The 12,311-nt window shown below is 40.9% G+C and carries 11 protein-coding genes, 2 tRNA genes and 1 pseudogene; 7 read left to right on the top strand and 7 right to left on the bottom strand.

The genetic code is table 11. The features are described 5' to 3' along the window. The first annotated feature begins 70 nt into the window (after positions 1 to 70). Both ACKI4H_RS14065 and ACKI4H_RS14060 read left to right on the top strand, forming a co-directional pair. Positions 71 to 1,369, top strand: coding sequence for an FAD-dependent oxidoreductase (locus ACKI4H_RS14065; RefSeq protein ID WP_407306798.1), 1,299 nt, complete (start codon positions 71 to 73; stop codon positions 1,367 to 1,369). A gap of 3 nt (positions 1,370 to 1,372) precedes the next feature. Next, a complete protein-coding gene (locus ACKI4H_RS14060; RefSeq protein ID WP_407306796.1) occupies positions 1,373 to 2,191 on the top strand; it encodes an SAM-dependent methyltransferase in 819 nt (272 codons plus the stop codon). An 85-nt stretch (positions 2,192 to 2,276) separates the two neighbouring features. On the opposite strand, the gene ACKI4H_RS14055 is transcribed toward ACKI4H_RS14060, so the two are convergent. The 3 genes and pseudogenes from ACKI4H_RS14055 to ACKI4H_RS14045 all read right to left on the bottom strand — a co-directional run bounded on the left by ACKI4H_RS14055 (position 2,277) and on the right by ACKI4H_RS14045 (position 3,089). Then, a tRNA-Thr gene (locus ACKI4H_RS14055) sits at positions 2,277 to 2,352 on the bottom strand. A gap of 134 nt (positions 2,353 to 2,486) precedes the next feature. Beyond that, positions 2,487 to 2,693, bottom strand: a pseudogene (locus tag ACKI4H_RS14050) (hypothetical protein); the annotation flags it as partial. A 306-nt stretch (positions 2,694 to 2,999) separates the two neighbouring features. Next, a tRNA-Ser gene (locus ACKI4H_RS14045) sits at positions 3,000 to 3,089 on the bottom strand. 122 nt (positions 3,090 to 3,211) lie between these two features. On the opposite strand from ACKI4H_RS14045, the gene ACKI4H_RS14040 reads away from it, so the two are divergent. After that, a complete protein-coding gene (locus ACKI4H_RS14040) occupies positions 3,212 to 5,092 on the top strand; it encodes a potassium transporter Kup (protein ID WP_407306794.1) in 1,881 nt (626 codons plus the stop codon). Positions 5,093 to 5,179: 87 nt separating this feature from the next. On the opposite strand, the gene ACKI4H_RS14035 is transcribed toward ACKI4H_RS14040, so the two are convergent. After that, entirely contained in the window at positions 5,180 to 5,857 is a 678-nt protein-coding gene (locus ACKI4H_RS14035) for a hypothetical protein (protein WP_407306792.1), read from the bottom strand. Between the two features lie 242 nt (positions 5,858 to 6,099). Between ACKI4H_RS14035 and ACKI4H_RS14030 the strand changes: the two genes are divergently transcribed. Then, positions 6,100 to 7,218: a DNA/RNA non-specific endonuclease gene (locus ACKI4H_RS14030; RefSeq protein WP_407306829.1), complete on the top strand. Its 1,119-nt coding sequence runs from the start codon at positions 6,100 to 6,102 to the stop codon at positions 7,216 to 7,218. A gap of 68 nt (positions 7,219 to 7,286) precedes the next feature. Then, complete coding sequence (locus ACKI4H_RS14025) at positions 7,287 to 7,532, top strand: hypothetical protein (RefSeq protein WP_407306790.1); 246 nt, start codon at positions 7,287 to 7,289, stop codon at positions 7,530 to 7,532. Positions 7,533 to 7,607: 75 nt separating this feature from the next. Here the strand turns inward: ACKI4H_RS14025 and aqpZ are convergent, their stop codons facing one another. Both aqpZ and ACKI4H_RS14015 read right to left on the bottom strand, forming a co-directional pair. Continuing rightward, positions 7,608 to 8,297, bottom strand: coding sequence for an aquaporin Z (gene aqpZ, locus ACKI4H_RS14020; protein ID WP_407306788.1), 690 nt, complete (start codon positions 8,295 to 8,297; stop codon positions 7,608 to 7,610). Positions 8,298 to 8,412: 115 nt separating this feature from the next. Then, entirely contained in the window at positions 8,413 to 9,414 is a 1,002-nt protein-coding gene (locus ACKI4H_RS14015; RefSeq protein WP_407306786.1) for an AraC family transcriptional regulator ligand-binding domain-containing protein, read from the bottom strand. A 102-nt stretch (positions 9,415 to 9,516) separates the two neighbouring features. On the opposite strand from ACKI4H_RS14015, the gene ACKI4H_RS14010 reads away from it, so the two are divergent. After that, the gene (locus ACKI4H_RS14010) at positions 9,517 to 10,113 is read left to right on the top strand and encodes a hypothetical protein (protein WP_407306784.1); all 597 of its coding nucleotides are present in this window, start codon (positions 9,517 to 9,519) and stop codon (positions 10,111 to 10,113) included. Between the two features lie 375 nt (positions 10,114 to 10,488). Here ACKI4H_RS14010 and hisF read toward each other — a convergent pair whose 3' ends face one another. Next, complete coding sequence (hisF, locus tag ACKI4H_RS14005; RefSeq protein WP_407306782.1) at positions 10,489 to 11,247, bottom strand: imidazole glycerol phosphate synthase subunit HisF; 759 nt, start codon at positions 11,245 to 11,247, stop codon at positions 10,489 to 10,491. A 113-nt stretch (positions 11,248 to 11,360) separates the two neighbouring features. On the opposite strand from hisF, the gene ACKI4H_RS14000 reads away from it, so the two are divergent. Then, positions 11,361 to 12,311, top strand: a complete 951-nt coding sequence (locus tag ACKI4H_RS14000; RefSeq protein WP_407306780.1) for a homoserine kinase — start codon at positions 11,361 to 11,363, stop codon at positions 12,309 to 12,311.

The following is a 12,311-nucleotide window of genomic DNA, read 5'->3' as shown; positions in this document are numbered from 1 at the left end:
TAATACCACCTTTTAATCTCGCTTGGTTCATAATTTCAATAATCTTATGTGTAACTGACGGATAATAATTTTGGATATTGCAGTTATTGGTAGTGGCATGGCTGGGCTAGCTACCGCCAGAATTCTTAAAGATGCAGGGCATAGCATAACTATTTTTGAAGCATTGCCTGGACGTGGTATGGACAGCCATAGCATTGAATTTGAAGGCGGCTTAATTGATGCACCCTTGCGTGTCATGAATCCGCATTTGTGGAAAAATACCCTCAGTTTGGCAACCTATCTGGATATACCCACTTTTCCCGTGCGTACCTATATGGCATGCAGCTGGCTGTTTGAAGATCGCACTGAAACCTGGCTAACCACCACCCGTAGCCGTATTGGTAATTTCCCGATTATCAATAACCGCAAAGGGCTGCAACAATACGGCTGGCGTCTGGTCAAAGGCATGCTGCAATTAAAAGCAGCCATCGCTCGATTCTTTAAATCAAAGAACCAGGATATTACCCTGGCTGAATTTATCAATAATAATGATATCGAAGAAGTATTCTGGCATGGCGCGGTGATGCCGGTGCTCTATACCATTTGTACCTGTAACCCAAAAACCATTGGTGACTGGCCTGCAAAACCTTTATTGACATTCTTGCGTCAATTGACCGATGGCGATGCTTTACTGCGTCTTCAAGGTGGCACGCCGGCATTGGTCGACAAGCTGATTAAAGGCATTGAAATTCATAATGGTACTGCCATTACCCAAGTCAAAGAACAAGAAAATGGGGTTCTCGTTGAAAATGCACTAGGTGAGCAGCGCGTTTTTGATCGTGTCATTGTGGCAACACCGACCAATAAAATTGAAACCTTTTTAGATAATGAACAATTTGCAGATGATATTGCGCTGTTAAAGCAATTCAGATTTGAACAGGGTCAATTGGTGATTCACACCGATCAAACCGTGATGCCACCCAAGCGTAAAGACTGGGCGGTGCTCAGTTATATGATGGATCGTAAATTTACCCGCCAACAGTTCACCGTGTGGTTGAATTCAGTCGAGCCAAGTCTGGTTGGCAAAACGCCCGTATTCCAAACCTGGCAACCGGTGACTGAAATTGATTCTAAAAAAATCATTTCCAATGTTACCTTAACCCGTGCTGTGGTGGACTCTCAGACCGTTGCCTTAAATAAAGAATTGCAACAACGCCACAAAGATCTCAATCGTAAAGTGTTCTATTGTGGTTCTTGGTCTTGTGATGGCTTGCCGGTGCTCGAGTCTGCAGTGACTTCAGCCATGCATATTGCAGAAATTTTGGGTGCGCCATTGCCGTTTGTGGGATTAAAACCTAAAGTTGAGGTTGCCCCACAACTCGGCTATTAAGACATGAAATGGCTTCAAGCGATTCAGCAGCAATTTTCACAGCATAAATATGCGATTAACGCAAAACAGTTAGGCGATGATGCTGATCTTGCTTGGAGTAATTTGGGCTATTGGGATGATACAACGTCATCCTATCCCGATGCTTGTCGTCAATTGGCAGATCAGTTGGCGCAAGCCGTGCATTTAGCTTCAAATGACAGATTGCTGGATTTGGGCTGTGGGCAGGGTGCAAGTCTGCTCCATTGGCAACAGCATTATCATGTTCAACACATTGAAGCTGTGGAAATGCAGTCCAGTTGTGTGATTCAAATTCAAAAATATTTTCCGCAAATTTCGGCAATTTATCAGCAATCCTTTTTAAATTTAAAACAGATTCAGGTCAAATCTGGCTTTGATGTGGTGCTGTGTATAGATGCTGCCTATCACTCCAATTTGAATTCATTTCTCGATTCAGTAAACCCGGTTTTAAATTCAAAGGGCAGACTGGGTTTTCATTATTTAATATGGTCTGAGAAATGGTGGAATTTAAATTCATTCCAAAAGCAAAAGTATCGCTGCTTGTTAAAAGCGGCGAATGTGAATTTAAATCATTTAATGACGGAATCAGTGCTGCAGCACACCATGCAGACCTATGGTTATAAGGCTATTGAAATTCGTGATTTATCTAAAGGCGTTTTTCAGGGTTTTGCAAATTATTTTCATAAATTGCCACAACAAACTCCAGGCTTGGATGCATTTAAAATCCGCATGACAGCAAAGTTATGCCACAAGCTTTATGCAGATGGCTGGGTCAAGTATGTGCAAATCAGTGCGAAAAAATAATCAGCACTGACATTTCAGATATTCTTTGCAAAGCTAAAGCCCAGAAACAACAAAGCCTCACTAAAAAGCGAGGCTAAGTATAAAATGGTGCCGGCACACGGATTCGAACTGTGGACCTACTGATTACAAGTCAGTTGCTCTACCAACTGAGCTATGCCGGCAACGTGGGGTGAATAATAGCGATTTTTATTAAAAACGCAAGCTAAAAAATGAGCGATTGAATTAGGTGAATATTTTTTTGATATTTTACAGTGTCAAAAAAATGTATCCAAAGAATTTTTTAATTTTAAGCGAATTAGTTATTCCTTAAAATTTGGTCTAACTCTTGAGCACATTTTTCTAATGTCAAAGCCATGTCTATTTGCATTTGTGGCTTCAGTTCATCTGTAAGTTTTCTCCATTGTTCTATTAAACGTATGGCTTTCTGAATCTTGTGTTTATTCGGATTTTTGGCCATGGATGGGGCGTAACCTCCACGTTTTGCGTTCTTGAGCTGTCTGACTAATTATCGTTGGTTATTCATGCTCCTTACTCCCGAATAGCAGTTTTTGATAGGTTGAATGTGATTTTATGATTCGGTTGAAGGTGCTGTAATACGATTATTATCAGCAGAATATTGCAGCTTTATGATGATTTTTTAAATTGTTGTTTTTATCGTTGCTTGATTCGAAATTTTAAATAAGAAGATTAAATTTTTTTTATAGTCATGCATAAAAATTTTGAAAATAAATGAACAGAGTAAGGTTCTAAACGATTTTATAAGCAAAAAAAAGACCTAAATTATTTGATTTAAGTCTTTTTTAAATTCTGGCGGTGAGAGAGGGATTCGAACCCTCGATACGCGCAAACGTATACACACTTTCCAGGCGTGCTCCTTAAGCCACTCGGACACCTCACCATTGCGCCGCGATGATAACGAAAAAAATGCACTCTGCCAAGTTGAAACAATTGATTTAAAGCAAAAGTTTTATCTCGGTGATATCATGGCGAAAAAATAGTGTCGCAAAACGAAGACAAAATATGCAAAGTACTGCAAAGAAAGCCGCCTTGCCTGTGATTACCCTCGCAGCGCTTGGGGTTGTATTCGGAGACATTGGTACAAGTCCACTGTATGCTCTCCGGCAATGTTTCCTCACCGCTCATCTCGCTATTAGTGAAGCATCAGTTCTTGGAATTTTGTCGCTGATTTTTTGGTGCATGATGCTGACGATTAGTTTTAAATACGTCACCATCATTATGCGTGCGGACAATAATGGAGAAGGCGGGATTATGTCGTTATTGGCATTGAACCTGCGGACCTCGCGTATTGCCGAGAACAAAAAGATTTATCTGATTGCCTTGGGATTTATTGGTGCATCACTATTTTTTGGTGATGGCATCATTACTCCGGCTATTTCTGTCCTGTCCGCTATTGAAGGCCTAAGTATTGCGACACCCATGTTTAACCAATGGTTAATGCCATTAGCGATTGGTATTTTGGCTGGATTATTTTTGGTACAACGGCATGGCACCGCCACGATGGGAAAATTCTTTGGTCCATTAACCCTGGTTTGGTTTTTATCCATTGGTGCGCTAGGCGTGTGGAGCATTATCCAGACCCCATTTGTATTGACCATGGTAAGCCCGCATTGGGCTTTTAACTTCATTGCTCATCAACCCTATGTAGCATTCCTGACTATGGGGGCGGTCATTCTGACCATAACGGGTGGCGAAGCTCTGTATGCAGATATGGGGCATTTTGGACGCTTACCAATTCGTCTGGCCTGGTTCATTATTGTTTTACCTTGTCTGCTGTTTAACTATGCAGGACAGGGGGCATTGTTACTGCGTAACCCCGATGCAATTGCCAATCCATTCTATATGCTGGTTCCAGATTGGGCTTTATTTCCTATGATTGGTTTGGCGACTGCGGCTGCCGTAATTGCATCACAAGCGGTGATTACAGGTGTTTTCTCAATGACCAATCAGGCGATTCAGCTGCGCTATTTGCCGCGCTTAACCGTGCATCACACTTCGGATGTTGAACAGGGTCAAATCTATTTACCCTTCATCAATTGGGTGTTATTCATTTCGGTGGTTATTCTGATTTTATTGTTTGAAAATAGTGCCAACTTAGCCAGCGCTTATGGTGTTGCCGTCACCATGACCATGCTGTGCGGTACCATTTTAATTTCATTCCTCGCCTATGGTTTCTGGCGTTGGCCGGTATGGAAAGTCTTATTATTTGCTATACCCTTCTTGCTGATTGATTTGGTCTTTGTTGCATCTACCTCATTAAAAATTATTGCCGGTGGTTGGGTGCCAATTTTGATTGGTGCAGTGGTCTATACCATTTTGATGACCTGGAAAACAGGACGAGAAATTGTACTGGCGCGTTTGGAAAACGATGCATTGCCAATCGATCTGTTCATCAGAAGCATCAGTATGAGCGCGGAAACACAATTTGTTCCAGGGGTCGCGGTATTCCTGACCGGTACCCCAAATATCGTGCCGCATGCCATGTTGCACAACATAAAACACAATAAGGTCCTGCATGAGCTGAATATTATGGTGACAGTAATCATCCGCGATATTCCGTATGTAGCAAAAGAAGAGCGCATCAAAGTTGAAAAACTGGATGATCGTTTCTATCGTATTTCAGTGTATTACGGTTTTAAGGATATACCCAATATTCCGGAGGCACTGCAACAGGCCTATCAGCAGTTAGGTTTTGACTTCGACATGATGCAAATGAGCTTCTTTATTTCACGTGATCGGGTGGTGCATACGCTGGGTGAAGGCTTGTCTCCATGGCGTGAAAAACTGTTTATTTCCATGCAGCGCAATACCAGTCCTGTGAGTGATTTTTATCAAATTCCCCCTAATCGGGTGGTTGAGCTGGGCAGTCAAATCGAAATCTAGTGTATTAAACAGCAGATCATAAAAAAACCAAGGTGGAAAATCCTTGGTTTTTTTATCTGGAGGATGAAAGCCCTGAAAAGAGAGTGATTAGTTCTCTGTTTGTTCTACAGCTGGAGCTTCTGGAGAGGCATTCAGCGGTGCATCGGTAAGATCAGCTTCTGGTGCTGCTTGTGCAGCATTATTGGGTTGCATAGCTTCAGGTGTAGCGGCAAATGCCTCATTTGTTTCAGCAGTATTTACCGGTGCAGCAGCAGATGATGAAATCATTGCAGCAGCAGCTATATTTTCATTGACTGGTGCTTGTACCACCGCAGCTTCTTGTTCCATCACTTGTTCAGTATGTTGTGCAGCTAATTCAGTATTAGGCTGCATTGGGTCTGCACTTTCAGGTGCAGCTTGTGCAGTTTGCTCGAGAACAGGACTGTTAACTTGCTCTGGTAATACTTCAGTAGTTTGTGCTGTTGTATTATTTATATCTGCAGCTTGAGGTACATTTGCAATGGTAGCTGAATTGCTTTGTACTTGTTCTGTTTCGGATCCCGCTTGAGCAGGATCAGCAGCAATTTGGTTTGAATCAATAATACGGATTTGACCACTTGCCACTAAATCTTGAATTGAACCTGCTTGACCATTTACGGTAGTAGTCACTTTAACTTTAGATAAACTTTCTAAAGAATCGCCCGGCTGAATTGCGGGTTCTGCGAATGCAGTTGCACTCATCAGTCCTGTGACGAGACTTAAACCTACTAAAAGCTTCGAATGCATAAAATACTCCGTAGAAATAATAATTCTGAATCTTGCATGTTTTTTTACCTTGTCATAATTAGCATCGGTTTTTCAATCAAACATACGTAAAGTCATTAAGAGTCTTTATAAAAGCCTTAGAAAAAGAGACATACTGTTACAACACCTGTGCTTTTGTTTAAATGTTAAGCAAACGACTTTCACTACATATACTTCATTTTCTTTGCTTGTTAAGCTCATGGAAAATGAGTGTTTATTTAGAAATGGCAATTAAGAAACGTAAAACCAGTAAATCTTGGGTTCAACTTTTAAATCAAAATAGCTTAAAAGTTATTTTAGGTTTAGTCGCGACCAGTAGTTTTGCGATTGCGTTTGGACAGGAAAAAATCCAGCAATTTGTTTCATTGCCATCTTCGTCAAATTCGGCATGTTTAGATCAGTTTTATCGTGATATTCCACCTTATTTAACAAAAGAAAGTCTCAAGAAAAATACATATCCGCTGTGTTTTAATGGCTTTAATGTGATGTATTCAGGCCTATCAAAAACTCCTTTATGGGTAGCAGAAGCCTTGACTCCACAACGTTTAAGCCAAAAAATTCCGCGTGAAGATAGTTTTCATGAAGAAACCAAAGTTAAAGTGGAACATCGGGCGACATTAGCTGACTATAAAGCCTCAGGTTATGACCGTGGACATATGGCGCCGAATGCAGATATGCCCAACAAAGCTGCACAAAATGACAGTTTTTCTTTAGCCAATATGGTGCCGCAAGCGCCAAAAAATAATCAGCAGGTTTGGCGTGAATTGGAAGAAGCCACACGTGCGATTGTGACCAAACAGAAGCAGAATGTTTATGTGGTCACTGGACCGGTATATTCTGCGAAAAAACTCAAAACGATTGGTCAGGGTGTGATTGTTCCGACAGCGACTTATAAAGCCATTTATATACCCAAAACTGGGGCAGCAGGGGTTTACTATGCCGACAATACCCTAAAAAGTACGGCCCCTAAAGTGCAGATAATTAGTATATGTGCGCTGGAAGATCTCACAGGAATTAATATTTTTCCTCAGTTAACCGAAGACCAAAAACGCAATACTTACAATTTGCCCTTAAAGGCAAGTGCGGTCAAAGCAACGCAGAAAATTGCTTATTCGCATTGGGATGCAGAAAGCCAATGTGCCGAAGAAGTCAGTGCAGATGCGCTTAGTGCGTTGCAGAAAGAGTTTAAATCTTCCTCTGTAAGTTCATCTTCTACCGCTACAGCTGCACCATCGAGTGAAAACAAGAATATAGCTCCAACGATTGATCCAAATACTCAGGATACGTTTGTTAAACAACTAATTGAAGGACTTTTACAGTACATTTTACAGTTGTTGAAATAAGTCTTTTTTGGGTAGGATAAGAGCAATCATCCTACTTTTAAACAACAATAAAGATCAGTGAGAATATAATGTTTAAGCCTTTTGAAAATGGTACCGAATCCCACGCCATTCATGACTTGACCCTAGAAAACCAAGAAGACTGTGTCAGTATTTATGGAAATTTACAGCTGACTAAAGACCAGACCGGCTTGCAAGCTGCTAAAGCTTTACAGGCATTTTTAAATGATGTGGTCAGTGCTTTAGAAAGTGAACCCAATTTGCCTGAAAAAATTGATCGGCAAGATGAACAGGAAATTGAAAATCCATTTTTATAAAATACAATCAAGCATCATGTTCCATGTGGAACATAAAAAAGCTCACTAGAGGTGAGCTTTTTTATTAAGGTGGTTTTAGTCTTTTTCGGGTGCAACCACTTTATAAATCAGTGTGCCAACAATTGCACCAAAAATCGGAGCCACCCAGAATAGCCAAAGCTGGCTTAACGCAGCTGTTTCCGCAAAGAAGGCAACACCGGTACTACGCGCTGGATTAACCGAAGTATTGGTCACTGGAATACTGATTAAATGGATCAGGGTTAAAGCTAGACCAATTGCAATAGGAGCAAAACCTGCAGGCGCACGTTTGTCAGTCGCGCCCATAACCACAATCAGGAAAAAAGCGCTGACGACCACTTCAATGATTAAAGCTGAGGTCATTGAGTATTTACCTGGAGATAGTTCACCAAATCCATTACTGGCAAAACTACCTGTACCAACAAAACCTGCTTGACCTTGTACAATTATATATAAGACCAGTGCTGCTAGGGTGGCACCAATGACTTGGGAAATAATATACGGAAGCAGGTGTTTGGAATCAAAACGGCCACCAAACCATAAGCCTATACTGATTGCAGGGTTAAAATGCCCACCTGAAACATGGCCTAAGGCATAAACACCGGTGAGGACAGTTAAACCAAAAGCCAAGGCCACACCGGCAAAGCCAATACCAAGATCGGGAAAGGCTGCTGCAAGCACAGCACTGCCACAACCGCCAAAGACTAACCAGAATGTTCCAATCAATTCGGCAAAATATTTATGCATTTTATTCTCCAGATTTTTTTACAAATTTTTAATAATTGTGTGTAACTTTTTATATTTATCGAGAAATTGAACATTTCTCAAGTACCACATGATCCTTGCGTGACTCGATTTAATTTTATAAATATTGTTGTTGGCGCCATTGTTGGGGGGTAAATCCAGTCCACTGCTTAAAGGCACGTTGAAATGCACTTTGTTCGGAATAACTGAGCAATAAAGCAATTTCTTGCAGGCTTAAATGCGGATCTTTTAAATATTGTTCTGCCAATAGATGTCGAACTTCTTGCATGCGCTGCTGATAAGTAGTGCCTTGTTGTTGTAAATGGCGTTGCAGTTGTCGTACCGACATATTTAATTGTTGGGAAATAGGTTCAATTTGATACTGGTTTTTTTGTATGCCAATTAAAATGGCTTGTTGTAGACGTTGATCCAGTTGAGTGGAATGAGGAAGCTTGTCCAAAAGCGACTGAGCTTGCTGCATCAGCAAATTTTGTAGAGTTTGATCACCTTGGCAAAATGATTTGGCAAGCTCATGCACAGGTAAAATAATTTGTGCGACTGGTTGTGAAAAGCGAACTCTACAACGGAAATATTGCTCATATAATACGGTATTTTTGGGCGCTGGATGGACAAAATGAACTTCATGTACTTGAATATCCTCACAGTTCATAAAGTATTTCATAAACTGCAACATCAATGCGATAGCAAGTTCATGGGTGACCTGGGTGGTAATATGAAAGGGCATATTCCCCCAACCAATCGCTAAATAGTCTCCAAGCATGTTGACCTGCAGGGCGCTGCCATCGTAAACCAGACGATGAAAATCATAATAACGTTGTAAGGCTTCACCCAGTGTATTACAGGACAGCGCAATATAAGCAATGATACCGAGATGTTTAGGCTGGACATGTTCGGCAATATCCAAGCCCAACGCCGGCATGTGAATATGTTGTTGCATGTCTGTCAGCAAATCACGCAAAAGACTGAAGTCAAAGCGTTCCAGGTTTTGAACCTGTTCCAGTTTTTCAGAAATCACTAAGCCCTTGGCTTGGCTATAGGTATAAAGTAAATGTCCAAGTCCACCATAAACAGAGCCTGTATAGTCTTTAAATTGCTGCATTGTGATCTTTTGTTGTCGTGATTTATCAATGAATTTTTATGTTATGGTCAATATTTAGCACAGTTCATTGCCTATATTCAATACAATTGATGGAGAAGTGATATGTGGAAGGGTTTTTTGCTGGGATTAGTGGTGGCCAATGGTTTTGAATGGGTAGCTCACAAATATATTTTGCATGGTTCACATCGTCGTGGAAAACCACGTTATAGCCCTGTACCTGAAAGCATGAAATCTCATTGGGAACATCATCGTGAAGTTCGAAAAGCAGCATTTCACGACCATGGCTATATTGAAGGCATTTCAAACTGGCGTACTAAAAATGAAATCATTTCTCTGGCAGTGGTAGCTGCAAGCACCAGTTTAATGTTTTATCCCGTCTCAAAAGGGATGGCTGTAGCTGCGGTCTATAGTGCCTGTAATTATTACTATGTTCATCGCCGTGCCCATTTAGAGCCAGACTGGGCAATAAAAAAAATTCCTTGGCATTATGATCATCATATGAATTCTAATCAGGATGCCAACTGGTGTGTGACCAAACCCTGGTTTGATTATGTGCTAGGAACCCGAGTGATTTCCTCAAAAGACTTGCAAGAACAGAATCCGCTCGGCATCGTATTACCGAAACCTGTTTCCAAAGTATTAAACTTTGTCTCAGCCACTTACTTCCCCGCAAAATGGGTAGAAAAAGTGCTTCAATAATTCATTGAGGTATGAAGAATCAGTATTTAGAGTTTTTAGTTTTAGTAGGGTTAAATTAATATTTTGATTTTAAAAGGGCTATTAGAAATCACTTTTTAATTCATGTCGTAAATTGTCAATATTTTTGGCATCGATGGTCAATATTCCAGTGCTTTTTTATTCTATATTTGCCGCATCGGTAAGTTGTAACAAAATTTGACCTGGTCAGTGTATCTAGCTGTTGTTTTATCTTGCAAGAAACCACGCGCTGTAGTTTTCTTGGTTTATAGGGAGTCTCTAAGACTCCTTTTTTTTCTCAAATTTTTATCATGATCTTATCAAAATAAAAAAAGAGTGTTTTAACAACACTCTTTTATATGACAACACATTAAATTTTTAGAGACGCATTTCAATGCCTTGTGCGGCTAGATATTGTTTTGCTTCGGGAATGGTATGTTGACCAAAGTGGAAAATGGAGGCTGCTAGAACTGCATCTGCTCCGCCGAGTAAAATACCATCCGCTAAATGTTGTAAACAGCCGACACCACCCGAAGCAATGGTCGGAATATTCACGCGATTATTAATTTGACGCATTAATTTCAGGTCATAACCTGATTTGGTGCCATCCGCATCCATAGAAGTAATCAGGAGCTCACCAGCACCATATTCGGCCATTTTTACTGCCCATTCAATGGCATCAATACCCGTTGGTTTACGACCACCATGGGTGAAAATTTCCCATTTGTTATCTGCAGTTTTTTTCGCATCAATGGCAACCACAATACACTGCGCACCAAAGCGTTGCGATGCTTCTTGTACAAATTCAGGATTGAATACCGCAGCCGAGTTGATGCTGACTTTATCTGCACCGGCATTGAGTAATGAGCGAATATCATCCACTTTACGCACGCCGCCGCCCACAGTTAAGGGAACGAATACGCTTTCTGCCATACGTTCCACAGTACGGTAAGTGGTGTCGCGGCCGCTTGAGGTTGCAGTAATGTCCAGAAAGGTAATTTCATCGGCACCTTGTTCGTTATAGCGACGTGCAACTTCAACCGGGTCGCCTGCATCACGAATATCAAGAAATTGCACACCTTTCACCACTCGACCATTATCTACGTCAAGGCAAGGAATAATACGTTTAGCAAGCATAATTTTTTCCAAAAATAACAGCCGATTATGAAACTTCGCCACGAAGGTGCTACACCTTGGTAGTTGGAGCAGGTATTCTATCAAAATTATGTAAGTTTTTTTGCAGGTTTTCTATGTCGGTTTATACCCCTTTGACTTTACAGGAAGTTCAGGCTTTTGCAGCACCTTATGGATTAGAGGTGATTGACCTGATTCCCATTCAAGGAGGTATTCAGAATACGAACTATTTTTTAGTCTGTGAAAATGGTACCCAGTATGTACTCACTATATTTGAAGAGATGGATGAGCAGAGTGCTGGGGAACTGGTTCCGGTACTTGAGCATTTGGGCAAACAGGGTTTAGCGGTGCCAGTGCCGTTAAATTATGCCGGTAAAGCCATTCATTGCTTAAAAAACAAGCCCGTCCAGATTGCACCACGTATGCTGGGCAAACACCCAATGCCATCGACTGTGCAACAAGCACAAGCCATTGCCGTTGCACAGGCAAAAATGCATATCGCATTACAAGATTTTCCATTGGAACGTACAGAATATCGTAATCATGACTATTGGTTACAAGTTGCTAAAGAATTAAAACCAACTTTAAATCCTGCGGATGCTATTTTATTGAGTGAAGTACTGGGCCTTTATGATGCCTTAACTGCAGTCTATCCCAACCGTCCTAAAGGCTTTATTCATTCAGATTTATTTCGTGATAATACCTTGTTTGAAGGTAATGAATTAAAAGGTATTCTAGATTTTTATGAACTGAATAAGGATGAGTTTCTGTTTGATATCGCCATTACCTTAAATGATTTCTGTACTGAATATCCAGATGTGCATCTAAATGAAGTGAAAGCACAAGCGTTCTTAGAGGCCTATGAAACTGTACGTCCATTAACCACGGATGAGAAAGCCTGTTTAGAGATCTATTTGGCTATGGCAGCGGCTCGATTTTGGCTGATGCGTTTGCAAGTGGCACAAAAAAATGCACAGCAGGGGCGTACTGGAGAGGATATTTTGCAGAAAAATCCAGAAGAGATGCGTAATATGCTGATAGAAAGACTAAAATTTGTCACTGCTTAA

Source organism: Acinetobacter sp. (assembly GCF_045628685.1).
In the GTDB taxonomy this organism is placed as follows: domain Bacteria; phylum Pseudomonadota; class Gammaproteobacteria; order Pseudomonadales; family Moraxellaceae; genus Acinetobacter.
This window is presented reverse-complemented; position numbering and strand designations above follow the sequence as displayed.

Excerpts from the sequence above, each read along its gene's own strand:
- ACKI4H_RS14060 (WP_407306796.1), top strand. The coding sequence starts at position 1,373 with ATGAAATGGCTTCAAGCGATTCAGCAGCAATTTTCACAGCATAAATAT.
- ACKI4H_RS14040 (WP_407306794.1), top strand. The coding sequence starts at position 3,212 with ATGCAAAGTACTGCAAAGAAAGCCGCCTTGCCTGTGATTACCCTCGCA.
- ACKI4H_RS14035 (WP_407306792.1), bottom strand. The coding sequence starts at position 5,857 with ATGCATTCGAAGCTTTTAGTAGGTTTAAGTCTCGTCACAGGACTGATG.
- ACKI4H_RS14030 (WP_407306829.1), top strand. The coding sequence starts at position 6,100 with ATGGCAATTAAGAAACGTAAAACCAGTAAATCTTGGGTTCAACTTTTA.
- ACKI4H_RS14025 (WP_407306790.1), top strand. The coding sequence starts at position 7,287 with ATGTTTAAGCCTTTTGAAAATGGTACCGAATCCCACGCCATTCATGAC.
- aqpZ (WP_407306788.1), bottom strand. The coding sequence starts at position 8,297 with ATGCATAAATATTTTGCCGAATTGATTGGAACATTCTGGTTAGTCTTT.
- ACKI4H_RS14015 (WP_407306786.1), bottom strand. The coding sequence starts at position 9,414 with ATGCAGCAATTTAAAGACTATACAGGCTCTGTTTATGGTGGACTTGGA.
- ACKI4H_RS14010 (WP_407306784.1), top strand. The coding sequence starts at position 9,517 with ATGTGGAAGGGTTTTTTGCTGGGATTAGTGGTGGCCAATGGTTTTGAA.
- hisF (WP_407306782.1), bottom strand. The coding sequence starts at position 11,247 with ATGCTTGCTAAACGTATTATTCCTTGCCTTGACGTAGATAATGGTCGA.
- ACKI4H_RS14000 (WP_407306780.1), top strand. The coding sequence starts at position 11,361 with ATGTCGGTTTATACCCCTTTGACTTTACAGGAAGTTCAGGCTTTTGCA.